Here is a 26,036-nt window from a genome sequence, read left to right on the forward strand (position 1 = left end):
CCACTCACGTGGCGATCTCACAAAATGCCAGAGAGCCACTTTCTCACAGTCAAGAGAGCCAGGCCCCTGCCGAGCGCCTCATGGGATCATGGCCTCCTTCGGGATTCAGGTCGGTACACGGAAGCTCGACCGTGAAGGTCGCTCCCTCTCCCGGTTGGCTCTCGACCTGGATCGTCCCCCCATGCGCCTCGGCGATCCCTCGGCTGATGTACAGACCGAGGCCCAACCCGCCGTAGTGTCTTTCCGAGACGGCGCGCTCGAAGCGGCCGAAGATCCGGGCACGTTGGTCCGGCTCGACGCCGATTCCATGGTCCGTGACGCTCAAGCGTGCTTTTCCGTCGAGCCTCCCGAGGTGGATCTCGATGGGCTGACCCGCCCCGAACTTGATGGCATTGGACAGGAGGTTGGCGACGACCAGCCCGAGGCGGGTGCGATCCCACCTGCCCACCGCTCGGGCCTCCTCCTGGAGCGAGATGGGACATCGGGCCCGCGCCAGCTCTGGTGCGAAGTGATCGACCGTCTCTCGGACGACGGCCCCGAGATCGACGTCCGTGAGCTCCAGGGGAAGGCGCCCCGAATGGAGCAGTGAGACGTCGAGGAGGGCGCGGTTCAGCCTGCCGAGGCGTGCTCCCTGCTGCAGCGCGCGCTCGAGCAGCCTCTTCAGCTCCTGTGGCTCGACGAGCCGTCCCTCCCGGAGGGACCTGCTCAGGGATTGAAGCGAGAGCGTGAGGGAGGTCAGCGGCGTATTGAACTCATGCGACGCCACGGACAGGAACTCGTCCCTCACACGGATGGCCTCCTGCGTCTTCCCATAGAGCCGCGCATTGTCGATGGCGGTCGCGGCGCGGCGCGCCACCTCCTGCGCCAGCTCGAGTTCGGCGCTTCCGTAGCGAAACCCCGGCTCTCCCGAGACGAGGCTGATCACCCCGAGCAGCTGTCCACGCATCATGATCGGTACGACCAGCGCCGTACGGCTCCCCAGGGCATGGATGATCCGCAGGTGCTCTTCGTTGTCGGTCATGCTCCGGATGATGTCGTCGGACAGCTCCGGCAGGACGAGCGGCTGGTGGCTGCGCTGCACCCGGGTCGCCCCGTGAGCCGAACCCTGGCGAGGCGGATGATGCAGCTGGAGCTCCTGGAGCAGGGGTTCCTTCGCGGGATCGACATGCGCACCGGCCAGGCGGCGGAGCTCTCCGTCCTCCATGAGATCGATCACACACCAGCTGGCCATCGCGCGGACACACAGTCGACTGAGCCTCGTGAGTGTCTCCTCATACTGGAGTGACTCCGAGAGGAGTTCTCCTGCCTCGGCGAGGAACCTCGAGCGGCGCTCCGCGAGTTCGGCCATCGCCCGGGCTGACTGCTCCCTGGAGAGCAGCAGCGCATTCTCCAGGGAGATGGCGGCCTGGGAGGCGAGGATCTCGAGCGCGGCGAGCCGCTCGTGCGTGAACGCGCCAGGGACGAGGTTGTTCTCCAGGTACAGCAGACCGACCACCTCGGCCTGCCGGAGGATGGGCAGACACAGGAGCGACCTGGGCCGGGCGTGAACCATGTACGCGTCCGAGGCGTATTTCACGGCCGCGGCGGCGTCGTCGAGGATCACGCGTTCCTTCGTCCGCACCACATAATGGACGATCGAGATGGGGACGCGCGTCGACGACGAGAGGGGCTGTGACTGCAGGACCTGTGTCACCACCCCTCTTCCCTGGATGAGTGCCGCCTCGGCCTCGATCGAGAGGGCACCGCCCCTGGAGAGGAGCAAACAGCCCTTCTGCGCTCCGCCCTGCTCGAGCACGACCTCGAGCAGCGTGCGCAGGAGCTTGTCGAGGATGATCTCTCCCGAGATGCTCTGCGACGCCTTGAACACCGAGAGCAGATCGAGCTGCTCGGTCCGGGCGGAGATGGTGACCAGGGGCTCGAGGGGCTGTCGCTCCACGAGGTGGGGATGACGCTGGTCGAGCCACTTCACCTTGCCTTCGGCCCCCCAGTGCACATAGCAGGCGCGGGCCTCGCGCAGGTACGTGTCGGCGATCAACTCGAGCCCGCGTGCCCGGTAGAACCGCGCCGCGAACTCGTAGGCGAGCCCCTCGTGCTGCACGAGGCCGTTCTTCCGGGCCGATCGGATGGCCTCCTCGTAGAGCCGCATGGCCTCCTCACCCCGATCCGACAGGTGGGCGAGCTCCGCGGAGACGAGGAGATGGGCGCTCTGGAAGGTCGGCGGGTAGTTCTCCGCCCACTCCCGGAGTTGCTCGCGGTGCGCGGAGAGGCCGTCCAGGGCTTCTCGCCGCTGTTCGGACGGGAGCTCTGAGTAGACTGCCGCCAGTGCCAGGGCGTCATGGAAATGAAAGAGGTAGACGTGGACCAGGGCGAGGCAGGACCCCAGCAGCTCCTTGCCCCGCCTGCCCGCGGCGAGGGCCTCCGCGTAGTCACCCGCCATGAACCGCGCCGCGAGCCGCATCAAGTGGTACAGGCACATCAGCGTCTTGTTCTGGCCCCCGAGCAGTCGAGACTCGAACGCCAGCTCGCCAAAGTGCTCGTCATCGAAACTCGAGAGGTGCCGGGTCTTCCCACGCAAGGCCTGGACGAAGCGATCCACGACGAGAAGGGTATCGTGGGCATCCTGGAACCGGGCCCGTTGGATGAAGTCGAGGCCCCGCTCTGATTCGCGATGGAGTTCCGCCAGGTTATCGCCCCGCACGAACATCTGGCTGACGATGTGGTACCAGGCGTAACAACTCGCCAGCACGTCTCCCTCCTCCACGCCAACCCGGATGGTGGTACGCATGTGCTCCAGGCTCGTGTCGATGGGGCGGCTCCAGAACGAGACGGCGCCCAGGCACGAGTACATCTTCGCCTTGCCTGCGGTGAACCCGGGCCTCTCCACCAGGTCGAGGGCGACCCTGGCGAACCGATATCCTTCCTCGTATCGGTGGTACACGTGGCACAGGATCAGGCCAAACCAGGCGTAGATGGGAGGTGAGGCGGCGGCATTGCCATGGCGAAGGCTGAGGAGCATCGCGTGGCAGAGGGTCAGGGAGAGGAGGTGGAGGTCCGAGGCGAACGCGGGCAGGCGCAGACTGGCCAGGATGTTCATGGCGGCCTGCACGTCGGGGTCCGTCATGGGGGGCTGCGCGAGGAGATCCTCGATCGACCGGTTGCCGAGGTGGCTCCAGATGGAGCGATAGACCTGCTCCACCTCGCCCGCCGAGGGATGCGGCGACATCTCGATCCCGAACATCCGGAGTCCCGCGAGCGCGGTCTCGATGCACTCGCCGAGTTCCCCCTGGGTGAGGGAGGTATGGATCTGGATGCAAGAGACGGCGGCCCTGTCGGCGCGGGTCCGGGCGTGCCGCAGGAGCACGGGGAAGAGCCGCCTGGCCTCGCCGAAGTTTCCGCTCTGGAATTCGCACTGCGCCCGCTCCAGGAACAACTCGTGGGTGAGTCCGTACTGGTGCTCCCAGGAGTCACGGTCGAGCATCTCCATTCCCGTGGCGAGATAGCTGGCGGCGATGCGGTAGGCCGCGGAAGCCTTGGCCTTGCGCGCGGCGCGCAGGTTCAGCTCCGCGATACGGACTCGTTCCCGCGGATCCGTCACCATGGCCGCGCCCAGATCGAGCTGGGTCACGGCTTCGAAGAGCCGCTCCTCGAACTCGTCCAGCGGGGTACTCGCCAGGAGCAGACGGCCGATCCGCAGGTGCAGCTCGCGCCGGTGCCCTTCGGACAGGAGGGAGTAGGCGGCCTGTTGCACGCGGTCATGTGCGAAGGCATAGGTCTCTCGCGAGGCGTGGATGAGTCCCTCCCGGACCGCATCACCCAGGCCCTGGCGGGTCTCCTGCTCGGACAGCCCGCCGGCCAGCGCGAGGAGGGCGATCCTTCCCTTGCTCCCGATGCAGGCCGCGGTTTCGAGAACGTCCTGCACGGTGGCCGGGAGCCCCACGAGCTTTCCGAGCAGGAAGTCGACGACGTTGTCCGTGTAGCCCTTCTGGCGGATCCGCTCGATGTCCCACCGCCAGGTCGCGGAGGACTCGTCGAACTCGAGCAGTCGCTCCTCGTACAGGGTCGTCAGGAATTGGAGGATGAAGAAGGGGGTGCCTCCCGTCTTCTCGTAGACGAGGGTGGCGAGAGGACGGGCGTGCTCCGGGTCCACCGCGTGCACCGTGTCCGTCACGAGCTGGACCACGTGCTCCAGCCGGAGCGGCGCGAGGACAATCCCACTCACCCGCGCGGAGGTCTTCCGTATCCGCTCGAGGGCCAGCGTGAGCGGGTGTGAGGAGACCTCGTTGTCGCGCCAGGTCCCGATGAGGAGGAAGTGGCTCGTCCCGGGCTCGACGAGGAGCTCCTCGATGAGACCGAGGCTGCTCGAATCAGCCCATTGAAGATCATCGAGGAATAGGACGAGGGGATGTTCCCGCGTCGCGAGCACACCCAGGAACTTCCGGAAGACGCCGCGGAACCGTCGCTCCGCGTCGGTGGGCGGCAGCTCGGCGACGGGCGGCAACCTTCCGAGGAGGTGCTCGAGCGGGGGGATCACGTCGAGGATCAGCTTGCTGTTCGGGCCGAGCGCATCCCAGAGCGCCTGCTTCGTGGCGCGCAGTCGCTCCTCGTCCTCGGCCAGCAGGTCGAGCACGAGTGCCTTGAAGGCTTGCGCGAGGGTGGCATACGGAACGTTCCTCGCGTACGGCTCGAACTTGCCCGACAGGAAGTTGCCTCCGGCCCGGACAACGGTTTCGTGGAGCTCGCGCACGAGCGAGGATTTACCGATGCCGGAGTTCCCGCCCACGAGCACGAGCTCTGTCATCCCCCGGGACACCACACGGGCGAAGGCGTCGCGCAGGTGGGCGAGCTCGGCCTCGCGTCCGTAGAGTCTCTGGGGAATCCGGAGGAGGCCGGCGATGTCCCGCTCACCCAAGGGGAACGGCTCGAGAGTGCCGTGCTCGCGCCATTGCTCCAGGCCTCTCTCCAGATCGTGGGCGAGACCGCGTGCGCTCTGGTAGCGCTCGTCCGCCGCCTTGGCCAGCAGCTTCATCACGATGCGCGAGAGTGTCTCGGGGATCTCGGGGACGATCTCGCGAGGAGGCGGAGGCAGGCGAGCGATGTGGGAATGGACCCACTCCAGGGGATCTCGCGCGTCGAACGGAAGCCTGCCCGTGAGCATCTGGTAGTACGTGACGCCGAGCGAGTAGAGATCGGAGCGGCTGTCGATCGCGCGGTTCGTCCGTCCGGTCTGCTCGGGAGACATATAGGGCAGGGAGCCCTCGATATGACGCGGGCTGCACGGGGACGAGTGCTCGCGAGGAAGGCGTGAGGCGATACTGAAGTCCGTCAGCTTCACCTCACCCGTGGCGGCCCCGACGAGGATGTTCTGGGGCTTGAGATCCTTGTGGACGACGCTCTGCCGGTGGATGTCCGCGACCGCCTCCGCGATGTGCAGGGCGAGGAGGAGGAAGCGCTCGGTGTCCATGGGGGCGCCGAGGAGGTGATCGAGCGATTCGCCGCCAAAATCCTCCAGGATGAGGACCGGCATACCCTCGTACGTCTCGATGGCGAGCGGACGGGTGACGCTCCGGACATCCAGCGCCTTTGCAATCTCGAGCTCATGCTTCAAGCGCTCGAGGTCCCGGGGGCGGCTGCGCTTCGAGTCGATGACCTTGAGGACGACCGGGTGATGATCGGTGTTCCGGACCGCGCGGAGCAGGCGCGTGCCATGGCCTTCCTGGAGGGTCTCGACGATGGTGTAGGGCGAGGCGGTGTTCGTCGTCATGGCCATTGCAGCCCCCCATCGGCCATGGAATGGCCGACGCCCGGGCCACTCTCAACGCGCGAGCGCGCGAGCCGACAACGCCACGACACCAGGAGATCGTACGAACCCCGACGGACCGAATCAACCCCGAGCCCCGTGCGCCCTTGCTCGGACAGGGGCCTCACGATCTCGTCCGGAACCCGAGCCGAGCCAAGGCAAGTGCGCGAATGGGCGCCGGTTCATCGGCTCACAGCAACTCGCGCAGGAGCGCCTGTCCCCAGGGCCACTCGCCCAGGCCAGAGGCGGAGTTGATGTGACCCGTGTGGCCCGCGTCCTCCAACCTGCTGCCCCAGTCATGAGCCATCTGCGCGGAGCACTCGAAGGAGGCATAGGGGTCGTCGCGTGAGGCGACGAGGATGGAGCGGAAGGGCAGGCGCTGGCGTGGCATGGGCGCGAAGGAGCGGCAGGGCACGGGGACCTCGGGGTTGTCGAGGTCCGGAGGCGCCACCAGGAACGCCCCTCGGATGGGACGGTGGTAGCGCGCCGCCCAGTGCGCCGTGGCACTGACCCCGAGCGAGTGTGCCACCAGGACCGGAGGCCCGGCACAGGTGGAGATCGCCGCATCGAGTGCCGCTACCCAGTCGTCGAGCGCTGGATTCTCCCAATCACGCTGTTGGACCCGGGTCGCCCCAGGAAGGAGCCGCTCCCAGAGGCTCTGCCAGTGCTGTGGGCCGGAGTCGCCGTAGCCGGGAAGGATGAGCAGGGGCGTGGACATGGAGCGATGATGCCGCAAGCCCACTCGCCACGGCTATCCAAAGGTCCTCAGGAGCGGTCTTCCGTAGGGCAGCCCGGGCCAGGGGATCCCCGCCGCGATGCACAGCAGCGCGATGAGCAGTCCCACCACCCACCGGCCATGCTTCGCCTTGGAGTCCCGGGCCTTGCGGCTCGCGACGGAGGCGACATGCGCGATGACGAGCGCCATCAGCATCGTCGTCGCGTGCTCGAGGCCGAAGAAGCGGAGCACGGAGATGGACATGACCGACCGCAGGCCCTCCAGACTCCGGGGCGTCAGCGGACTGAGCACGAAGTAGAGCGTCAGTCCGAGCAACACCTGACTGTCGAGCAGGGTGATGAAGAGCAGCCGCACGCGCTGGTCCGTCCGGGTCCACTCGAGGCCGCCCGCCCAGCCCCGTACCGCCCGGGCGAAGGTGACGAGGCCCAGCATCACCACGCCCCAGCGCAGCCAGGAGTGCAGGAAGAGAACGCCTTGATAGAGCATGTCCTTCACGGGGTTGTCCTTTGCAGCGTCTCGATCCAGCGGCGGACGGCGGCGCGGCCGACCTCGTCCACGACGTGCGTGCCCAGGGGCGGCATCTGGATCGCCGGCTCGCGGCTGCCGATCCGGTACAGCAGGGAGCTGTGCGAGCCATCTCCGGGAGCGACCCGCAGGAACTTCCCGCCAGCACCGAACGAGGGCCGGAACTGCGAGGGCACTCCCACCGCCGTCCGGAACGTCCCCGTGGCCTGGACGGAAGCGAGCTCCTGCGATTCCAACCGGAGCCGCGGGCCCGAAAAGCTCGCCAGGGCCGTCTCGTTCGCGTTGTGGCACGAGACGCCACAATTCATGTGCAACCAGCCCAGGGCCTCGCGCTCGACGGGTGTTCCCGGGATGCGGGGCGCCTGGCCAGGCGGGTGCGTGAGCAGTCCCTCCTCGGCGAGCTGCCCGAGCGTCAGCCCCGAGGCCGCCTCGTGCGCGAGCGCCACCGCCTCGAAGCCGAGGACGCCATCTTCCCGTCCCCGATGGCACGCCTGGCAGTCGAGCTGACTGGGAATCTCGAAGCCCGGAGTGCCGGGCACGTCTCGCTCGCCCCCGGTGAGCTCGAGCGCCACGCGCTCGTCCTCGCTCCAGCGGTAGGTCGTCCGCAGCCAGGAGCCGTCGGCGCGCTTCCACATGAAGCGGGTCTCGATGCGCCGGCCCTTCCAGCGGAACTCCTTCCAGAACTTCGTGCCCACCGGGAAGCGCCACTCGTCCATGCGCGAGGTGTCCACCCGCGTCCCCGGAGGCAGCCACACGAAGCGGGACTTCTCCAGGCCATCGCTCCAGAGCTGGAGCCCGGGCGTGAAGGCTCGGACGCCCGGACCGAGCTGCCTCGCCGTCCACCCCGTCCCGCCTTCGCCATACAGGCCGGTGCAGGCCAGGTGGCGGGGGTCGCCCTCGCAGCGCACGCCTCCGTCCACCTCGGTCCACGTGTCCGAGGGCTTCCGGGCACACCCCATCCCCAGGCCCAGAATGAGCAGGACTGCACCAGCGCGTGCGGAGAGCATGAACAGACACCTGAAGGCATGCGGGGAGCGTCGGCTCGACGCCCGCCCGCGTTCGCGGACAAATCCAGACAGCGCGGCTACTTCCCGGGACGGGCCCGGTTCACGAGCGCCTCGAAGGCCACGCGGGCCCGCTCGTCGGCGCGCGGGTCCCGCACGAAGCGGCTCGAGGTGTGATGGCTCAGGTAGATGCCACAGAGTTCCCAGACGAATTGTTCGACATCGAGTCCGGCGCGCAGGTGCCCGAGGTCAACCGCCTGCTGGACGAACTGCCCCAGCGTGGCGCGCCACTGCGCCTCGAGGTCGAGGACATACTCCCGGACGGGGCTCTCCACGTCGTCGAGCTCGAACATCGCGGCGGCCACGGCGCAGCCCCCCGGGAGTCCCGCCCGCTTCGCCCATCCCAGCCAATGCCGCACCAGGGATTCCAATCGGGGGAGCCCCTCGGGCGCCTTCATCGCGGGCTCGAGGACGCGCGGGAGGAAGAAGCGGCCGGCGTATTCGAGCAGACCCACCTGGATGTCTTCCTTGCCGCGGAAGTGGGCGAAGAGCCCGCTCTTCGACATCCCCACCTGTTCCGCCAGCCGGCCGATCGTGACTCCCGCCAGGCCTTCCTGGCTCATCAGGGCGAGACCCTCCTGGAGGATCCGCTCGTTCGTCTTGGGGGCGCGCTTCGCCATGTCCCGGAAAAAGCACGACCGGTCGTGCTTCGTCAAGTTCCACGGGTTCAGAACTTCTCGCCCGCGGGGCGTACATCCAGCTCCTGTGTCCAGGCGGAGGCGGGCTGCCGGTGCAATTGCCAGTACGTCTCCGCCAGGTCCTCCGGGGAGAGCAGTGTCGCGGTGCTTCGCTCCGGGGCCATGCCGCGCACGCGGGGCGTGTCGATCATCCCATCGATGACCACGTGGGCCACGTGGATGCCCTGGGGTCCGACTTCTCGTGCAAGTGATTGGGCGAGGGCCCGCAGGCCGAACTTGCCCACGGCCAGTCCCGCGAAGCGCGCACCGCCGCGCAAGGACGCTGTGGCGCCGCTGAAGAGCAGGGTGCCACGTCCGCGCTCGAGCATGGCGGGGAGCACCTCGCGCGCGCACAGGAAGCCACCCAGGCAGTTGGTGCGCCAGGCGGCCTCGAAGGTGGCGGGATCCAGCTCGAGCACGCTCGCCACGTGGAAGGCGCCCGCGTTGTAGACGAGCACCTCGGGGGCACCCAGCTCCGCGCTGATGCGGGAGAAGGCGGCCGAGACCGAGCCTGCGTCTCCCGCGTCCGCGGTGAATACTTCCGCGCGTCCTCCCTCTTTCTGGATATCGGCGCGGACCTCGCGCGCCGCCGCCTCGCCACGTGCGAGCAACGCCACCGCATGGCCCTCGCGCGCGAAACGCCGGGCCACCGCCGCGCCCAATCCCGGGCCTACTCCAAACACCGCCGCTACCTGGGTCGTCATGGCCTCGGGACTAATGCTCGAGGGGCCGGGGCTCAAGACCCACGCTTTTTTCCGTCCGTGGATGAACGCTCCGCTGCGGACGCGGACAGTGGAAATGGCGTGTGGGACGTGCGAGAACACCGGCTTCTATGCGACCCTTATCAGCTGTCGAACGGCTCATGGCTTCGAGCCTCTGCGTATTGCTGCTGTCGTGTGGCGCGACCCGTCACGTGACTCCAGCCCCTCGCGATGCTCGGGAATTGGCCAGGCACGTCCTCGTCGTTGAAAGAGGGGCAGATGGGCAGATGACCCATTCATGGAAGCCCATCGAGGCATTCCGGGTCGAATATCCGTATCTGGCGGATTCTCGCGACTTGCAAAGCCGTGTCATCCAGGTGTCCTTCAACCGGGACTGTGACGAGGAGCTTGTCGCGTGTGAGAGCATGTGCCTCGCGGGATTGAGCGGCCGTCATTGGAGCCATATGAAAATTGGCTCCAAGAAAGAGCATTGTCGTCGGGCGTGCAGGCAGCCGTATCTCGATTGCAGCAGGCTCAAGGAATTGGCTGAAGGCAAGGCCGTGAAGTTTCATGCTGTGGATGACGCGGTCGATTGGATTGAACGAAATAGCGAGAAGTTGCTGGTGGGGGCTGTTGTCGTGATCGCGGGCGTGTCGTTCGTCGTCGTTGTCGGGGCGAGTGGTGGGGGCGCGCTGTGGCTCGCTCCCGTCCTCGTCCTCGCCTCGTCCAAAGCGGCTTCCGAGTCCTCATTCCTGGCGGTGCATCCATGAAGGACCCCATGGTTCTCTCAGATGCCCAGCAGGTGATTGGGAGGCGTTGGAGCGAGGGGCAGACTCAAGAGCAGGCGCGGATTTTCGGCCTCGCCCGGGATACCTTGGACTTCATCTCCGCCACGGGCCAATGGTATTCCTTCCTGGACTTTCGAGAAGGCCATGAGGTGCGGTCTTCCACCATGACCCCGGAGGAGTGCGCACCGGAGCTGAGAGAACTCCTGAGCAAGACGGAGCGCTTCTTCAGGAGTCTTCTCGATGACCCCGCGTCCGCCGGAGAACAGGACGCCATCCGCGCCATTCTCGATGCGCTTCGTTTCATTTCCTCGACCTGCCAGTACGAATCCCTGGCGGGATTCCTCGAGCGTGTCGAATCCAACGCTCCCCCCATGGTCGTGGCCGCGTTCGAGACGAGTGCTCAGGCGGAATCATGGCTCAGGAACCATCCGAGCCCGCCCGTGTTCGCCGATGTCTTGATTGGCGACCGCTATCATGACGTGGCCTACGATCGCGAAAGTAATTTCAGACGCTTGCCCTGGAACCGGGATCTCGAGCGCTATCTCGGCTGGCTCGAAATGAATGACCCGCCGGTGGCCAGCGCCTCGTTCGCCACCCGCGAGGAGGCGCAAGCCTGGCTGCGTGCGCAATCCCATCCGCCGCTACGTACGTGGGTGCTGATCGCGGGGGAGTTTCATCTCGCCGTGTACCATCCCAACGTCAATCACCGGGCGCTCTATCCGCTCTCCATGGCCCTGCGGGACGCCTGAGACGTGGCTCAGTGCGCCTCGCGCCAGACGTGACTCAGCTGCGCGCCGCTGGTGAGGGGCCGGGAGTGCAGGCCCGTCTCCAGACCCGTCAGCGCCTCCCTCGTCACCAGCACGCCCCGCCCCGGGTGTTCCCCCGTCCAGGCCGACAGGCGCATCAACCGGCCACCGCCCAGGCCCACTCCTCCCAGTCCATCCGAGCGCAGCGTCGCCAGGTCCACGTGAAGCGTGGGCTCCAGGGAGACCCGAGCCTCCTCCGTCCGTGCCCCGGGCTCCTCCGCGAGCGTCAACGCCATCTCCAACACCCGCCGCCGGAACTCCCGTTCCGCCTCGGGCTCTTCCGGCAGCGCCGCCACCCCCAACAGGAAGCCACTGCCTTCCACCATCACCGTCAGCCCCTGCGCATCCATCCTCGCGCGCACGCCCTCCAGCCGCGCGTCCACCGTGTCCAGGGTGGTGTCGTCCACCCGTCCCCACGGCCGCGCCTCCACGTACAGCCCCAGCGCCCGTACCTGCCGGATGCGGCCCGCGCCCTCGCCCCGCACCACCCGCCGCAACTCCTCCAGCACCGCGTCCACCCCCGGGTAGCGTGCCTCCCGCTGCTTCTCCATGCACCGCGCCACCACCGCGTCCAGCCCAACCGGCACCGGCGCCCGCTCACTCGCCCTCGGCACCGGCGCGTGCAGGTGCTGCTCCTCCAGCTCCACCTGCGTGGGGCCCAGGAAGGGCGGCTGTCCGGTGACGAGCTGGTACAGCAGCACCCCCAGCCCATAGAGGTCCGTGCGCGCGTCGGGCGTCTCGCCGCGGATCTGCTCCGGCGCCATGGACAGGGGCGTACCCAAGAGCAGCCCCGTGCTCGTCGCGCCCGTGCCCGCGTCCTCTGGCGCCAGCAGCTTCGCCACCCCGAAGTCCACCAGTTTCACATGCGGGCCCGCCGTCCCCGCGCCCACCACCACGTTCTGTGCCTTCAAGTCCCGGTGCACCACGCCCGCCCCGTGCGCCGCCCGCAGTGCCGAGCCCACCTGCTCGAGCACCTCCAGTGCCTCCCGCGCCGACAGGGGGCCTCGTGCCGCCAGCTCCGCCGCCAGATCCCTCCCCTCCAGCCACTCCATGGCGATGAAGGGCCGTCCGTCCGGCAGCGTGCCGTGCTCCATCACGTCCACGATGTGGGGATGGCGCAGCCTGCGCAGGGTCTCCCCCTCCTGCTGGAAGCGGCGCAGGGCGCCCCGCGCGGTGGCGAACTGGAGGTGCAGCACCTTGAGCGCCACGGGCTCGCCCGTCCGCGCCGCTCGGGCCCGGTAGAGCGTCGCCGCGCTGCCCCGATAGCGCACCCCCTCGACCACGGAGCCCCCCACGAGCGCCCCCGGTGACAATTCCTCTCCATACAGGGATTGGGCGCTCGGCTCGGCGGCGTCCGGCCAGGGATAGGCGTCGTCCCGCTTGTGGGTCATGGCCGTGTCTCTTCCCTCTACTTCTGGCCGTTCATCCTGCAGGACTCGGGCGCCTTGGACATCAGGGCGCACGCGTCATGCAGGAACACGGTGATGGGCTCGTTCCACATCGCGCCCGTCGTCGAGTCGCGGCACTTCTCGAAGTCCATGTCCCCGTCCACCACGGGCCCGTCCGAGAGCGCGCACCGGGAGCTCGGATAGGTGGGGGCCGTCGGGTTCACGCAGGTGCCCGTGGGGATCGCCGCGCAGTTGGAGCCGCTCGAGGGCAGCGCGCACAGCCGGTTCGCCGCGTAGGCCGCCGCGTCGCTCCAGCCCGCCGCCTGGCACGAGTACATCTTGCGGTACACCGAGCCCCGGATGACCTGCTGCTTGCCGTGGATCTTCCCGGTGTCGTCGACGTACACCGTCGCCCCGAGGGCGGACGGCTCGAAGATGTTGCCGAAGTACGCTCCCTCGCGCACGGAGAACACCTCGGCCTCCGAGAGGGGATAGGCCGTGCCCGCCGGCGTGCCCGTCTCCTCCTGCACCGACACCGCGCCCGTCTGCGTGCTGTTGGCCGCCTGGCTCATCACGCTGAAGACGCCCGAGGCCGGACAGGTGAAGGTCATCGACGGCTGGTTCGTACTGCACGAGCCCACGCCGTGCGCCAGACGCCGCGCGCTCCCGTCATCGCACCCGGTGATGCCCTCGCAGGCGCGCAGCATCATCGGGGCGCCGCTCGCCGAGCCCAACACCGCGCCCGTGCCGCACTGGTCCGGCGCACGCGCGCCCGCTCCCAGCCGTACGAGCTGCCCCGGCACGCACCGCCCGATGCCGTCCCCCTTCCAGCCACAATCGCGCGTCGTCACGGTGCTCGGCGTGGAGCAGGCGGTGTAGCTGGGCACCGGCGCATCCGTGACGGGATCGTACTCCACCGGAAGCGTCACGCCCTCCAGCGCGAAGAGTCCGGGCCGCGAGGGATCCTCTCCCCGCAGCGACAACTCCACGCGGCGGCCCAGGGCGTTGTTGCGCGCGAGCAGACAGGCCGACACCCGGTTCTTGCACTCCGGGCTGGGAGCTCCGGTCTTCCACTCGGGACACAGCCCGAGCTTGCCCTTCCAGGTGCGCGGCGTGCCCGAGGTGGGATCCACCCACGGCACCTGACTGCTCGCGTCCAGCGCGCAGCTCACCAGGTAGGACATGAGCTGCTGTGCGTCCGTGTCCAGGAGCTGCCGCTGCAGCGAGGCGTAGCTGCCCCCCAGCGGGTAGAACATGTTCTGCAAGCCGCCACCGATGAGCATCGCGCTCGCCGAGGGGTTGGTGGTGATGGCGTTGAGCGCCAGGGCCTGGGTGGTGAGTGAGTTGGCCACCCGCAGCGAGTGCTCCCCGGTGCGTGTCGCCTCCTCCCGCCCGCTGTCCTGCTCCGGCTGACAACCCGTGGCCCCGCTCGACAACGCCACTCCCAGGAGGAGGGCCCGGAGCGGGAAGGACATGGGCTTCTGGAAGGGTTGGACTCGCGAGAAATTCATGTTCGGCCTCGGATGCAGGAGGTGGACCAGCCGGAGGGCCCGGGGTTCACCTTCGAGAAAGGGGGAGGGGTGAAGGGCTGTTGCCGGGGAGGCCACGGGTCTCGGGTGTGGGTGTTGCCTCCCAGTCCACAGCGAGGGCGTCCAGCCTCGAGCGCCACAGGGGGGAGGCCCGGGCGGTGTCGCGCGCGCGGACGAGCCACTGCCGGGCCTCGTCCCAGGCGCCGGCCTCCCACGCGGCCACGGCGGCCTGGTGCAGCACCTCCGTGAGCTCGTCGCCCGAGGTGTCCGGAGTGGCCTCGTCCGCGAGCGCGCGCCATGCGGCGGCGTCGCGGGTGCCGGACTCCGCCTCCGCCACGCGCAGCGCCACCAGTCGCCAGAGGGCCCGCGTGTTGGGTGGGGTCTGCTCCGGCTCGCAGTGGGCGTCGAGCCAGTCGAGCAGCGTGCGCGCCTGCCGTGCGTCCCCCAGCGCCAGGGCCACGCGCGCGAGCAACACCGCGTCCACCGCCACCGGGTGCGCCCCGAAGAAGCGCACGCCCAGCTCGTGCGCCCGTCGCGCGAGCCCCAGCGCCTCCGCGTCGCGCCCCATCCAGTGCAGGCACTCGGCGAGCTGCCCCACGCTCCAGCGCTCCACCTGCGCATGTCCCAGCTCGCGCCCCAGGGCGATGGCCTCGCGCAAATCTCTCTCGGTGCCCTCGAGGTCCCCTCGCAGGCGCCACAGGAAGGTGCGGTTGATGAGGGTCGCGGCCCGGTGCAGCGCGTCCCCCTCTCGCTGGCTCAGCGCGAGCGCCTCGTCGAAGGCCGCCGCGGCGGGGGCCTCCTGGCCGTCGAGCGCGAGTCCCGTGCCCTGCATCATCAACGCGATGATGCGCGTCTCCGTGTCCCGCGCGAGCGTGGCCGCCTCCACCGTGGCGGTGAGCAGCCGCGTGGCGCGCGCCCAGTCCCCCTCCCGCCAGGACTGCCGCGCGCGAGCGAGTGAGCAGCGCACCGACAGCCGCGGGTCATCCAGCGCCTCGGCCTTCTCCAACGCCTCGCGGGTGCGCGCCGCCGAGCCCTCGGCGTCCTCCAGCCAGTCCACGAGCGTGGCCTCCTCCAGGAGCAGGTCCACCTCCAGGGCGGTGTTCCCCAGGGCCCGGGCCAGCGCGCGCGCTTGTCCCAGGTCCGCCAGCGCCTCGTGGAAGCGGTGGGTGCGGTAGCGCACCCGGCCCCGGCCGGCCAGCACCCGCGCCCGGCGCTCCCGGTCTCCCTCGGGGAGCTGCGCGAGCGCGTGGGTGTAGTCCTGCTCGGCCTCCACGTGACGGTGGGCGCGTCGCGCGGCCTCGCCGAGCGCGAACCAGGCGGCGAAGGCTTCCTCGTGCGCGCCACTGGCCGCGGCATGACGCGCGCGTGCGCGCGGCTCCGACTCCCCGTCGGGGAGCGCGCGCAGGGCCGCCAGGTGCAGGGCCCGGCGCCAGGTGGGAGGCAGCGCCCGCTCGAGCGCCTCACGCAACTGGGGCTGGCGGAAGGCATGGCGCCCGGGCCCCACCGCGCGCAGCAGGCCCGCGCGTTCCAGTCGCGCGAGCCCCGTGCCCGCGTCCAGGTTCGCCATGCGCGCGGTGTCCTCCTTCTTCTCCAGGTGCCGCTGGGCCGCGTCCACCCGCGCCACCGTCACCTCCTGGCCGAGCACCGCGCACAGCCGCGCCAGCCCCTGGTGCGCCTCGGGCAGCACCGCCAGCGCACGCGCCGCGAGCCGCTCGAAGAGGGGCGTCACCGAGACGTGGAGCAGCTCGTCCGCGGCCACGTAACCCTCGCCGTCCGCCGTGGCGCGCAGCGCGCCCGAGGTGCGCAGCGCCCGCGCCACCTCCACCAGGGACAGGGGCACGCCTTGCGTCAGTTGCTCCAGGCGGGCGAGCACCGGCTCGGGGATGAACTCGGCGGGGCGCAGCAGGTGGCGCAGGAGCGCGCGCTGGGCCTCGGGCGCGAGCGGCGGCAGCACATGGTGCGCGAGGTGCCCGGCGCGCTCGCCCAGCAGCGGACGCAGGCCGCGCAGCTCGGGACGCGCCGCGGCGCACACCCACAGGGGCACGCCCGGCGCGGCGAGCGTGGCCACCTCCAGCGTGTCCAGGGTGGTGGGGTCCGCCTGGTGCGCGTCGTCCAGCAGCAGGGCCAGCGGCCCCCGGGTGACGGATTGGCGCAGGGCCTCGGCCACGGCGCGGGCGAGTGCCTGGCGCCGGGTGGGGGCGGGAAAGGGCAGGGGGGTGGTGAGGGCGTCCCACAGCGCGTGGAGCAGGGCATCCCCTGGCGTCGAATCGGGTGGGGGCGCGGCGAGGCGCACCACGCGCACGCCGGGCTCCGCCTCCAGGCGCGTGGCGAGCGCATCGAGCACGCGCGTCTTGCCGAGTCCCGGCTCGCCGGTGAGCACGGTCAGCCCCGGGCCCGGGCCCGAGAAGGCACGGGCCGCGTCCGCGCACAGGGTGTCGAGCAGCGCGTCACGGCCGAACAGGGGCGGGGGCTCGGCCTCGGGGGAGGTGTCTTCCGGGCCGGGCGTGATGGCGCCCTCGCCGAGCGCGAGCGCGGCCTCGGGGGTGAGGCCCTCGCGGGGCCACCAGGTGTCGGGCGCGTCCAGGGCCTCGCCGGCGAGCCGCAGCTGCGAGACTCCGGGGCGCACGCGCAGCGGGGCGAGGTGGAGCACGGTGGACACGCCGGGCTCTCGGGAGAGGGGACGCGCGGCGCGCAGGGCGGCGCGCAGTCCCGCCTCGGCCGAGGGGTGCTCGGGGAAGGCGACGAGGTAGCGGCCCGGGTGGACGCGCGCGAGCAGTCCGCCCTCGGGAGAGACGGCCGCGGCGAGCCATGGGGCCTCCACGTCTCCGGCCACGCCGAGCAGGGCCACGGGCCGCACTCCCTGGGAGGGCGTGGGGCGCTGGGGAAGCTCGGGCGCGGTGGGGGGGGCGGACGCGGTGAGGCACGCGGCGTCGAAGGCGGCGAGCAGCGCGGAGGCCGAGGCGAAGCGCTCCGCGGGCTCCTTGGCGAGGCAGCGCAGGAGGACGTCGTCGAGGGCCCGGGGCAGGGCGGCGCGCTCGGAGGCGAGGGGAGGGCGGAGGCTCACATGGCCCCGCCGCACCTCGTCCGGCCCGCCGGTGAAGGGCGGGGTGCCGGTGAGCAGCTCGAAGAGGAGGACACCGAGCGCGTAGAGGTCCGCGCGCGTGTCCACGCCGGGCGAGGCGAGGCACTGCTCGGGCGACATGTAGAAGGGGGTGCCGAGCCGCTCGCCGGTGCGGGTGAGGCGGACGGAGGCCTCGGGCTCCCTGGCGTCCGGGGCGTCGAGGAAGTACGCGAGGCCGAGGTCCAGGAGGCTGAGCGCGCCGCCCTCGCGCAGGAAGAGGTTCTCGGGCTTGAGGTCGCGGTGGACGAGCCCCACGCCGTGGACGTGCTCCAGGGCGGTGCACAGGCCGGAGAGCAGCTCGCGCACGTGGGGGAGCGAGGCGGCGCCGGAACCGGGGAGCGCGGCCATCCAGGCGGCGAGCGTCTGTCCCCGCAGACGTTCGAGCACGAGGAAGGCCCGGCCTCCGGGCAGCTCTCCCTGTCCCAGGAGGGCGGGGACGGTGGGAGGCCCCACGCGGCGCAGGGCGGCGGCCTCGTGGGTGAAGCGGGGCGAGGCGGAGGCGGCGAGGGCCACCTTCACGGCCACCTCGGTGCCGTCCTGCTCCCGGCGGGCGGAGAAGACCTGGGAGAAGCCTCCGACGCCCAGGGGGGCGAGGAGTGGGAGTCCGGGCACGTGGGGAGGCGAGAGGGGCTCGAGCTCCTCGAGAGGGAGCCGGGGCCGCTCCGCGTGGAGGGGACAGGCGGTGCCGGGGGTGAGTCGGCGGTAGCAGACCGGGCAGCGCATGAGAGGGGGGGGGCGGTGGTGGACCGTTCCGTGAGGTTAGCAGAGCGGGCGCGTGGAAGCGGATGCGGGTGCTCGCCGGGCTGCTCTCTTCGCGAGTCCAACAAGGGCGCTGTGGACATCGAGGTCCAGCACGAACTGGGACGCGTGCTGGAGTGGACCAACGTGGAGTTCGCGGTTGTGAGGACGCCCGTGCAGGAGGGACGTGCCTCCATTGACCCTCCAGGGGCTCATCTCTATGGTCCTCACTGGGAGGAGGCGTGATGCTGCGGGTCGAGGAGCTGGAGCGGTTGCTGGTGGACCTGGAGTCCCACCGGGTCGAGCGCAAGCAGTCGCTGAGTGACCCGGAGAAGATTCGTCAGGCCATCTGCGCCTTCGCCAATGACCTGCCCGCAACGGGTCTACCCGGCTATCTCTTCGTGGGGGTCGACGATGCTGGCGTGCCGACGGGCAAGCCCATCACCGACCAGAATCTCCTGACGCTGGCGGACATGCGCTCGGATGGAAACATCCTCCCGCCACCCCGGATGAATGTCGAGAAGGTCGTCTTTCGTGGAGCCTCCGTGGCCGTGGTCGAGGTGTTCCCGGCGGCGGCGCCTCCGGTTCGGTTCAAGGGCCAGGTCTGGGTGAGAGTGGGGCCACGCCGGGCGACCGCCACCGCGGATGAGGAGCGGGTTCTGTCCGAGCGGAGCATCGCGAATGCACGGACGTTCGACCAGCGGGCCTGTCCAGGTGCGCGGCTCGATGACCTGGCGATCGACTCCATCCTCAACGACTACCTTCCGAGAGCCGTGGCCCGGAGTGTGCTCGCCGAGAATCACAGATCCGTGGAAGAGAAGCTGGCGGCCCTGCGGCTCTTCGATCTTCGCCGGGGAGAGCCCACCTACGCCGCCATTCTGCTCTTTGGGAAGAACCCGCTGGAGTTCGTCCCGGGCGCGTATATCCAGTTCGTCCGCTTCAACGGGGATACCCAGGTCGATCCCGTGCAGGATCAGAAGGAGCTGAAGGGCAACCTCTTCACGACCTTGATCCAACTCGACACGTTGCTGCCCCTCCAGGTGCGAACGGCACGGGTCCAGGGGCCGCGTCTGGTCGCGGAGGAACGCTCCGACTATCCGATCATCGCCGTCAGGGAGTTGGCCCTCAACGCATTGCTTCACCGCAACTATGAGCACACCAGCGCGCCCGTACGTCTCAACTGGTTCGCGAGCAAGGTGGAGATCCACAGTCCTGGCGGACTTTATGGGCAGGTGACGCCGCAGAACTTCCGCAGCGTGAGTGACTACCGCAACCCGGTACTGGGCGAGGCCATGAAGGTCCTGGGGTATGTGGAACGTTTTGGTGTGGGGATCGCGCGTGCGGAGGCCGCATTGGCTGGTAATGGCAACCCTCCCGCCGAGTTCGTCATCGAGCCGACTCACATGCTGGTGACGCTCCGGAGCGCATCGTGAAGACGATTGCCTTCGTCAGTGGCACGGGCGGCGCGGGCAAGACGAGTCTGGTCTATCATCTGGCGCATATGCTGCCACGTCTGGGTTATCCGACGCTGGCGGTGGATCTGGATCCCCTCGCGACATTGTCCTCCCTGCTTCTTGGCGACAAACGTCTGGAAGAGATGTGGGATGAGGGGACTCATACGGTCCTTTCGAGCCTCGCTCCACTGATGGATGGCCAGGAGGACATCGGAAGACCCAATCCCTTCGTCGTCACGGAGTCTCTCTGGGGCCTCGCTGGGGAGCCCGCCCTCTGGAGTCTGGATGGACCCTTGGCGGAGGCTCGGTTCGAGTGTCACTCGGGTGAGCGGTCCGCGTTCTCGCGACTTTCCGCCTTCCATCGGGTCGTGCAGCGGGCCGGCCAGGAGACGAAGAGCGCGGTGGCGCTCCTCGATCTGGGCAGTGGCTTGGGCTCCATCAACCAGACCGCGCTTCTCGCCGCGGACTTCCTCGTCTTCCCGGTGGCGGCCGATACGTTCTCATTGCACGGCCTCAAGGTCCTTGGTCCATTTATCAGACAGTGGCGTGAGGAGTGGCGACACCTCCGCCAGCGTGTCGGGAATTCCTCGGCTGAATTGCCTGAGGGACGCATGGCTCCCGTGGGGTATGTGGCGCTTCGGCTGAACTTCTTCCAGGGGCGTCGCACTCGGTTCCAGGCGCAATGGATGAACCAGATTCCCGCTGTCTACGCGACGGAGGTTCTCGGCGTGAAGGAGACGGAGATACCTCGGGATGACCATGACGAGAGCTGTCTCGCGCTCCTGCGCAATTACGGCAGCTTGATGTCCATGGCGCAGGAGGCACGAAAGCCCATGTTCGACCTGACGCCCGCGGACGGTGCCGTCGGCAGCTACGCTCCTCTCGTCCACGAGTGTTTCCAGGATTTCGAGGGATTGGCGACGTTGCTCGTCATGCAGTGTGGGGTGGAGAAACCAACGTAAGAGGATGTCCGTTCGTCATTCCGAGGAGGAGACGCACGTAGAGGCAGTGAAAGCGCGGCGGTGGCGAGGTGTTCGAGCTCGGGACGAACTTCGGGACACACCGAGTGGGATGGCAATGAGGATGGCGTCGTGGATGCCCGGCGCACCCACGAGCGCGATGCCCAGGGACGGCTCGTGCACGAGGAGTACTCGGGGACGCCGGGGCTGGACGACGGCCCCGTGCGCCGCGACTTCAAGTACGACTGTGATTGAGCGCGTCCGGCTCCGGGCGGGCTACCAGCCCGGATCCATCCCCAGGGTACCGGGCGTCTCGTTGGCCAGCAGCATGCCCATGTTGCTCGAGCCCAGGTCCAGACCGCACAGCAGGTCCTGCCGGGAGCTGAAGCAGGGCAGCTGCGAGTGGGTGCGGTTGAGCGCGTAGAAGCACTTCGCGCCGTTCACGTCCCACGCCGCCTCGAAGAACCAGCCCTCGGTGTCCTGCTGGATGCCGAGGGGATCGTAGAGGTTGATACGGTTGCCGGGGACCGTGTACGTCTTGCCATTGCCGCAGTAGTCCGCGCGCACCAGCCGCGTGCAGGCCTGGTGGTACTGCTCGAGCGGGGTGCCGTTGTAGCTGGCCCAGGGCCGGTAGCCCCAGAGCGTGCACTTGGCGATGGCGCCCCCCAGACAGGCGAAGGTGAAGCGCTCGGGGTCGCTGTACTTCGAGCCCCCGCCGGGCACGTCCTGCTGGTAGTTCCACACGCCCGCGATGGGAATGGCTTGCACGACGGTTCCCGCGGCATCGCGGCAGGCCGGCTTCCAGCCGTAGTCCGTGGTGTCGAAGTACTGCACGCTGTAGAGCGTGATGTCCGTGTTGGGCGCCGGCGCCTGGTTCATCCCGGTGATGCGCATGCGCACGGTGCCGCCCGCGCCGTCACCCAGGTTGCCCTGGAAGTCCACGCCGATGAACTCCCGGTCGCGGATGACGCGGCCGTCCTCATAGCCATAGAAGGTGGTGCCCTGGAGCCACACGTTGTCCACCGTGTAGCCGTTCTTGCGCGCCGGATTGAAGTTCACGCTGACGACGAAGTTGGACAGGTCGTTGCCGTTGAGGTTGCCGCCGTTGAGATTGCCGCCGTTGAGGTTGCCCCCGTTCTCCGCCTGGAGCGGATCCGCGGCGATGGCCAGCTCGGCGTCCGGGTTGCTGTCGGGCTCGATGGGGCCCGCGCAGGCACCCAGCAGCAAGGCTCCAAGGAGCCAGGGAGAGGTCGGGAGGGAACGCATGGAGGTCCTCGGAGGGCGGGAGGGAGAGTGTCCACTGGACGGGCAATAGGGAAGCCATCCGTGGACTCAACGACAAGTGAGGCGTCGTTGATTGGACGCCGCGACTGTCGTTTGGCTGTCATTGCACTCCGGGTGGAGCCGACGCGCACAGACGCAGGCCCACGCTCAAATCCCTGAAATTGGGCTCGGGGGACTCGCGGTTGGTGACCCGGGCGGTGCTGGCGGCGTAGTAGTAGCTCCCCCCGCGAGCCACCGGACGGCCGGGCGCGAGCACCGAGTCGACCCATTCCCAGACGTTGCCGGACATGTCCTCCAGCCCGAAGGGGCTGCGCGAGCCGGGGTGACGGCCCACCTCGTCCGGGCCGAAGTTGGCGCCCACCTTGCCGTAGGTCTCGTCGAAGTTGGCCTGGTGCGGCAGGAGCACGTCGCCCTGGGGGAACTCGCGCTCGTCGGCGCCCCGGGCGGCGCGCTCCCACTCCCACTCGGTGCACAACCGCGCCCCGGGCACCCGGCCCGTGCTCGCCAACCAGGCGGCGTAGGCCCGGGCATCCTCGTAGTCGATGGCCCCCACCGGCATGCGTCGCCAGTCCTGCTCCACGTCGCGGGGGCGCGAGGTGTAGCGGATGGGCTCGCCCTCTTTCGCCTCGTAGGCCACCACGTTGGGCATGATGCGCAGGCGCCACCAGCCCTCCGGCGAGCGCGTCAGCTTCACCTCGGCGTTCACCGACGTCGCCGAGGCTCCATGGGGCACATGGCGGGCGAAGCGCTCGGGCGGCAGCGTCTCCAGCCACTCGAGGTACTCGCCATAGGTCACCTCGGTGCGGGAGATGAGGTAGGGGCCCGTCTCCACCGGGTGCAGCGGCGTGGTGTTGAAGAAGCGGCGGATGCTCTCCTCCGCGGCGGTGCCGAAGAGGAAGGCGCCGCGCGGCACGTAGACGAAGCCCGGGGGCACCTGTCGCTCCTCGGGGAGCACCAGCTCCAGGACGCGCTCCGTGCCCGGCTCGGCGCGCAGGGGGTAGCGCACCGGGGCATGGCCGGGAGCGCTCACTTCCACCAGCCACGAGCTGCGCTCCAGGGACAGTCCCTCCTGCGGTGTCGGGCCAGGGACGGGCGCCGGGGTGGGGACGTACTGGTCGTCCACGAGCGTGTAGCGGGCCAGCGTCACCGTGGCCCCCGTGGGCCGGGTGCGCACGCTCAGGCGCATGGGCGCGTTCCATCGCACCATCCGGGTGCCCGAGGTGTCATAGAGGCTCAGCCGTTGCAGCAGCTCGTCCCGGTCTCCGGGGTGGAAGGCGCGCTCGGCGAGCAGCGCGCGCTCGGCGAGCACGTCGGCGAAGGCCTCGCGCACCTCCTCCCGGTCCGGCGCCAGCACCAGGGCCTTCTCCATCGCCTCGCTGGCGAGCAGATAGTCCCGCTCCGTGTCGCGCGACAGCCGCAGCGCCTCGGCCCAGCGCGTCGAGGCGTCCTCCTGCTTGCCCGCGTCGAAGAGGGCGAAGGACTCCGCCCGGGTGCGCTCCAGGGCGCGCCGTTGCTCGTGGGCGCGCTCCAGCAGGGGACGGGCCTCGGCCAGGCGCGCGCGCACCTGACGATCCAGGGTGTACCAGGCGTTCACCCTCAGCCCCGCGTACACGAGCACCAGGGAGGCGATGAAGCCCACCGCCAGGGCACGCGTGAGCAGCTTGCCCCGGCGCAGGGCCCCGCGCGACGCGTCGAGGAAGACCGTCTCGCGGGCGGACAGCGCTTCCTGGGGAGGAGCCTGGAGCTCGGCCAGGTGCCTCGCGCCCCACAGGGCCTCGCGGGGACGGCCCAACCGCTCCCACTCGGAGGCGGCGCGCTCGAGCCGGGCGTGGAGCTGGCGCGCCTCGTGGGCCTCGGCGAGCCACTGGGCGAGCGTGGGCCAGCCGGTGAGCAGCGCCTCGTGGGCGATGTCGAAGGAGGCGCCTTCCTCGGAGCGGCGGGCCACCACCAGCCGCGCGCGGATGAGGGCCTCCAGCGCGGCGGGCGCGGCGGGCTCCTGGCCCAGCAACTCGGCCTCGGAGCGGCGGGCGCGGGTGTTGTCCACCGTGACGAGCCGCATGAGCAGCCGCCGGGCCGCCGCCTGCTGGTCCGGCAGCAACTGGGCGATGATGCCGTCGGCGTAGCGCGCGAGCGCCCCACTCACGCCCCCCAGCGCCTCCAGCGCCGAGGCGGGAATGAGGCCCCGGGCCGCGTCCCTCGCCTCCCACAGCTCCGCCAGGGTGAACTGGAGCAGCGGCAGCCCGCCCTCGGCGCTCAGGGTGGAGTCCACCAGCTCTTGGATGAGGGCCTCGGACTCGAAGCGCGCGCCCTTGAGGCGGGCGGGGCCCGTCACCACCTCGCGCACCTCGGCGCGGCCCAGGGGGCGCAGCAGGTAGAGGGCCCGCGAGAGCGCCTCGCCCAGGCCGGGCAGCACGCCCAGCCGGGTGAGGAAGTCACTGCGCACCGTGGCGAGCAGGCGCACCCCGGCCACGCCCGAGGCGAACTGCGCGAGCAGCTCGGCCAGGAGCAGCGCCTCCCCGGGCTCGCTGAGCGTCACCAGCTCCTCGAGCTGATCCACGTGCAGCAGCAGTCCCTGGCGGGTGTTCTCCCCGAGCGAGGCGCGCAGGGCCCGCACCAGCGCGGTGGGCTCCTCGCGGGCGAGCTGCTCGATGCGCGCCTCCTCGAGCGGGAAGTGCGGGGCGAGCGCGGCGGCCAGCAGGGAGATGGGGCGGCGTCCGGGCACCATCCGCGCCGGACGCCAGGTGTAGCCATCCTCCAGCGCGCCCTCGACGACGCGCGGAACGACGCCCGCCAGACACAGCGAGGACTTGCCCACGCCGGAGTCGCCGGTGACGAGCACGAAGGCGTTGGCGCGCAGCCGCTCCACCACGGCGCGTACCTCGCGCTGGCGGCCGAAGAACAGCGCCCGGTGCTCTTCCTGGAAGGCGTTGAGGCCGCGGTAGGGATTGCCCTCGGGTACGCGTGGGGCGGTGTCGCCCGTGCGCACGTCCTCGAGTGCTTCCAGCAGCGCATCGGCGGAGGCGAAGCGCTCGAGCGGGTCGCGGCGCAGGCAGCGGTCCACCACCGCGGCCAGACGCGCCTCCACGTCCGGACGGGCCAGGAGCAGGGGGCGTGCGTCCTGCTCCCGGACGGCGCGGGCCAGCTCCCGGGGGGGTACGTGGCGGAAGGGGCCCTGTCCGGCGGCGAGCTCGTAGAGCACCGCGCCCAGGGAGAAGAGATCCGCGCGGGCCGAGACGGGCTCGCGCGCCCAGGCCTCGGGGGACATGAAGTAGGGCGTGCCCACGAGCGTGCCCCGGGTGAGCGAGGGCAGCTCGAGCCCGGGCGGGGCCTGGGCGGGCAGTGCTTCCTCCGGGTCGTCGTCGGACTCGGGTGGCGGCGTCGCGGGCCCGTCGAGGAGCTTCGCCAGGCCGAAGTCCAGCAGCTTCACCGTGCCGGTCTCCTCGAGGATGGCGTTGCCGGGCTTGATGTCGCGGTGCAGGACGTTGCGGCGGTGGGCGGCGGCGAGCCCGCGCGCCAACCCCACGCCGATCTCCAGCACGCGCCGCCACGGCAGGGGGCGGGGCAGCCGGTCCAGGCTCGTGCCCCGGATGTACTCGGAGACGAGGTAGGGATGCCCGTCGAACTGGCCGGCGCGGTAGAGGGTGGCGACGTTGGGGTGCTGGATGCGGGCGGCGGCGCGTGCCTCGATGAGGAAGCGTGGAAGGGCGTCCGCGTCGAGCGCCGGGATGAACTTCACCGCGACCGTGCGCTCCAGGAGCGTGTCCTGGGCGAGGTAGACGCGCCCGGTGCGACCCTGGCCCAGCAGGCGCAGGAGTCGGTACTCATCGACCTCGGAGGGCGGTTGCCAGTCGCCGCGGAGGCGAGGACCCGGAGGTTGCTGCGCGGACTCGCTCACCGGGAGGGTGGCTTGCTGCCCGTCTTCTTCAGGAGTGCCTGGATGTGACTGGCGACCGCATCGGGCAGGGCGGGCTTGGTGACGAAGGCATCACAGCCGACTTCCCGGGCTCGCTCCGACGAGGGTTCGAAGACGTGGCCGGTGAGCGCCATCACGGGGATGTCGCGGGTCGCCTCGTCGGTCTTGAGTTGCTGCGTGGCGTCCCAGCCACTGAGCACGGGCAGCGACAGGTCCATCAGGATGACGTCGGGATGGGACTCGCGCGCTCGCTCGACTGCTTCCTGCCCGTCGCGAGCGGTCTGCACCTCGTAGCCCAGATACTCGAGGTACTCGGCGTACATCTCCCGGGCATCGTCGTAGTCATCGACCACGAGGACCTTGCGTCCCTCTGGGCTGGAGGCTTCCACCTCGGTTTCCGCCAGCTCGGATGGGGACATTTTGTGGCCGGAGTCCATCATGCCTGGGAGAAGGGGGGCGAGCGCCCATCCTGTCAGAATCGGTGGAGCTTGAACAGTTCCAGCGATTCTCCGGGATTCACCCGCCCCGCCTTCACGCTCCGTGGGCCGTCCAGCAT

At 69.8% G+C, this 26,036-nt stretch carries 17 protein-coding genes; 5 read left to right on the plus strand and 12 right to left on the minus strand.

What is annotated here, in order from left to right:
- Positions 1 to 49 precede the first annotated feature (49 nt).
- The 6 genes from CYFUS_RS01935 to CYFUS_RS01960 form a co-directional block, all read right to left on the minus strand.
- Positions 50 to 5,761 (minus strand): AAA family ATPase, encoded by a 5,712-nt coding sequence (locus CYFUS_RS01935; RefSeq protein WP_232537301.1) that lies wholly within the window; start codon positions 5,759 to 5,761, stop codon positions 50 to 52.
- A 226-nt stretch (positions 5,762 to 5,987) separates the two neighbouring features.
- Entirely contained in the window at positions 5,988 to 6,515 is a 528-nt protein-coding gene (locus CYFUS_RS01940) for an RBBP9/YdeN family alpha/beta hydrolase (protein WP_095983664.1), read from the minus strand.
- A 33-nt stretch (positions 6,516 to 6,548) separates the two neighbouring features.
- The gene (locus CYFUS_RS01945) at positions 6,549 to 7,019 is read right to left on the minus strand and encodes a hypothetical protein (protein ID WP_095991742.1); all 471 of its coding nucleotides are present in this window, start codon (positions 7,017 to 7,019) and stop codon (positions 6,549 to 6,551) included.
- A 5-nt stretch (positions 7,020 to 7,024) separates the two neighbouring features.
- Complete coding sequence (locus CYFUS_RS01950; RefSeq protein WP_095983665.1) at positions 7,025 to 8,065, minus strand: hypothetical protein; 1,041 nt, start codon at positions 8,063 to 8,065, stop codon at positions 7,025 to 7,027.
- A 77-nt stretch (positions 8,066 to 8,142) separates the two neighbouring features.
- On the minus strand, positions 8,143 to 8,742 hold the full coding sequence (locus CYFUS_RS01955; protein ID WP_095983666.1) for a TetR/AcrR family transcriptional regulator: 600 nt from the start codon (positions 8,740 to 8,742) through the stop codon (positions 8,143 to 8,145).
- 47 nt (positions 8,743 to 8,789) lie between these two features.
- Positions 8,790 to 9,503, minus strand: a complete 714-nt coding sequence (locus tag CYFUS_RS01960) for an SDR family NAD(P)-dependent oxidoreductase (protein WP_095983667.1) — start codon at positions 9,501 to 9,503, stop codon at positions 8,790 to 8,792.
- A gap of 158 nt (positions 9,504 to 9,661) precedes the next feature.
- On the opposite strand from CYFUS_RS01960, the gene CYFUS_RS52240 reads away from it, so the two are divergent.
- Positions 9,662 to 10,270, plus strand: coding sequence for a hypothetical protein (locus CYFUS_RS52240; RefSeq protein ID WP_232537302.1), 609 nt, complete (start codon positions 9,662 to 9,664; stop codon positions 10,268 to 10,270).
- Positions 10,267 to 11,037 (plus strand): hypothetical protein, encoded by a 771-nt coding sequence (locus CYFUS_RS01970; RefSeq protein WP_095983668.1) that lies wholly within the window; start codon positions 10,267 to 10,269, stop codon positions 11,035 to 11,037. The genes CYFUS_RS52240 and CYFUS_RS01970 overlap by 4 nt, the downstream gene beginning before the upstream one ends.
- Before the next feature lie 8 nt (positions 11,038 to 11,045).
- Here the strand turns inward: CYFUS_RS01970 and CYFUS_RS01975 are convergent, their stop codons facing one another.
- From CYFUS_RS01975 to CYFUS_RS01985, 3 genes are read right to left on the minus strand one after another with little or no spacing between them, the layout of a single operon-like run.
- Positions 11,046 to 12,485, minus strand: coding sequence for a serine/threonine-protein kinase (locus tag CYFUS_RS01975; protein WP_095983669.1), 1,440 nt, complete (start codon positions 12,483 to 12,485; stop codon positions 11,046 to 11,048).
- Positions 12,486 to 12,502: 17 nt separating this feature from the next.
- Positions 12,503 to 13,993, minus strand: coding sequence for a hypothetical protein (locus CYFUS_RS01980; protein WP_095983670.1), 1,491 nt, complete (start codon positions 13,991 to 13,993; stop codon positions 12,503 to 12,505).
- Positions 13,994 to 14,039: 46 nt separating this feature from the next.
- Complete coding sequence (locus tag CYFUS_RS01985) at positions 14,040 to 17,855, minus strand: serine/threonine-protein kinase PknK (protein ID WP_232537303.1); 3,816 nt, start codon at positions 17,853 to 17,855, stop codon at positions 14,040 to 14,042.
- Positions 17,856 to 18,115: 260 nt separating this feature from the next.
- On the opposite strand from CYFUS_RS01985, the gene CYFUS_RS01990 reads away from it, so the two are divergent.
- From CYFUS_RS01990 to CYFUS_RS53755, 3 genes are all read left to right on the plus strand, one after another.
- Positions 18,116 to 19,303: an RNA-binding domain-containing protein gene (locus tag CYFUS_RS01990; protein ID WP_095983671.1), complete on the plus strand. Its 1,188-nt coding sequence runs from the start codon at positions 18,116 to 18,118 to the stop codon at positions 19,301 to 19,303.
- On the plus strand, positions 19,300 to 20,286 hold the full coding sequence (locus CYFUS_RS01995) for a ParA family protein (protein WP_157758184.1): 987 nt from the start codon (positions 19,300 to 19,302) through the stop codon (positions 20,284 to 20,286). Before CYFUS_RS01990 ends, CYFUS_RS01995 begins: the two co-directional genes overlap by 4 nt.
- Positions 20,287 to 20,415: 129 nt before the next feature.
- On the plus strand, positions 20,416 to 20,538 hold the full coding sequence (locus CYFUS_RS53755) for a hypothetical protein (RefSeq protein ID WP_269770197.1): 123 nt from the start codon (positions 20,416 to 20,418) through the stop codon (positions 20,536 to 20,538).
- Between the two features lie 21 nt (positions 20,539 to 20,559).
- Here the strand turns inward: CYFUS_RS53755 and CYFUS_RS02000 are convergent, their stop codons facing one another.
- The 3 genes from CYFUS_RS02000 to CYFUS_RS02010 form a co-directional block, all read right to left on the minus strand.
- Positions 20,560 to 21,549, minus strand: coding sequence for an ADYC domain-containing protein (locus CYFUS_RS02000; RefSeq protein WP_157758186.1), 990 nt, complete (start codon positions 21,547 to 21,549; stop codon positions 20,560 to 20,562).
- A gap of 118 nt (positions 21,550 to 21,667) precedes the next feature.
- Positions 21,668 to 25,462, minus strand: a complete 3,795-nt coding sequence (locus CYFUS_RS02005) for a bifunctional serine/threonine-protein kinase/formylglycine-generating enzyme family protein (protein WP_095983674.1) — start codon at positions 25,460 to 25,462, stop codon at positions 21,668 to 21,670.
- Complete coding sequence (locus CYFUS_RS02010; RefSeq protein WP_095991745.1) at positions 25,459 to 25,899, minus strand: response regulator; 441 nt, start codon at positions 25,897 to 25,899, stop codon at positions 25,459 to 25,461. The genes CYFUS_RS02005 and CYFUS_RS02010 overlap by 4 nt, the downstream gene beginning before the upstream one ends.
- Positions 25,900 to 26,036: the final 137 nt, after the last annotated feature.

This window comes from Cystobacter fuscus (assembly GCF_002305875.1).
GTDB lineage: Bacteria > Myxococcota > Myxococcia > Myxococcales > Myxococcaceae > Cystobacter > Cystobacter fuscus_A.

Coding starts and splice junctions, on each gene's coding strand:
- CYFUS_RS01945 (WP_095991742.1), bottom strand. CDS start 7,019: ATGCTCTATCAAGGCGTTCTCTTCCTGCACTCCTGGCTGCGCTGGGGC.
- CYFUS_RS01960 (WP_095983667.1), bottom strand. CDS start 9,503: ATGACGACCCAGGTAGCGGCGGTGTTTGGAGTAGGCCCGGGATTGGGC.
- CYFUS_RS02010 (WP_095991745.1), bottom strand. CDS start 25,899: ATGTCCCCATCCGAGCTGGCGGAAACCGAGGTGGAAGCCTCCAGCCCA.
- CYFUS_RS01950 (WP_095983665.1), bottom strand. CDS start 8,065: ATGCTCTCCGCACGCGCTGGTGCAGTCCTGCTCATTCTGGGCCTGGGG.
- CYFUS_RS01985 (WP_232537303.1), bottom strand. CDS start 17,855: ATGCGCTGCCCGGTCTGCTACCGCCGACTCACCCCCGGCACCGCCTGT.
- CYFUS_RS02000 (WP_157758186.1), bottom strand. CDS start 21,549: ATGCGTTCCCTCCCGACCTCTCCCTGGCTCCTTGGAGCCTTGCTGCTG.
- CYFUS_RS52240 (WP_232537302.1), top strand. CDS start 9,662: ATGGCTTCGAGCCTCTGCGTATTGCTGCTGTCGTGTGGCGCGACCCGT.
- CYFUS_RS01975 (WP_095983669.1), bottom strand. CDS start 12,485: ATGACCCACAAGCGGGACGACGCCTATCCCTGGCCGGACGCCGCCGAG.
- CYFUS_RS01980 (WP_095983670.1), bottom strand. CDS start 13,993: ATGAATTTCTCGCGAGTCCAACCCTTCCAGAAGCCCATGTCCTTCCCG.
- CYFUS_RS01940 (WP_095983664.1), bottom strand. CDS start 6,515: ATGTCCACGCCCCTGCTCATCCTTCCCGGCTACGGCGACTCCGGCCCA.
- CYFUS_RS01955 (WP_095983666.1), bottom strand. CDS start 8,742: ATGGCGAAGCGCGCCCCCAAGACGAACGAGCGGATCCTCCAGGAGGGT.
- CYFUS_RS01935 (WP_232537301.1), bottom strand. CDS start 5,761: ATGACGACGAACACCGCCTCGCCCTACACCATCGTCGAGACCCTCCAG.
- CYFUS_RS01970 (WP_095983668.1), top strand. CDS start 10,267: ATGAAGGACCCCATGGTTCTCTCAGATGCCCAGCAGGTGATTGGGAGG.
- CYFUS_RS01990 (WP_095983671.1), top strand. CDS start 18,116: ATGCTGCGGGTCGAGGAGCTGGAGCGGTTGCTGGTGGACCTGGAGTCC.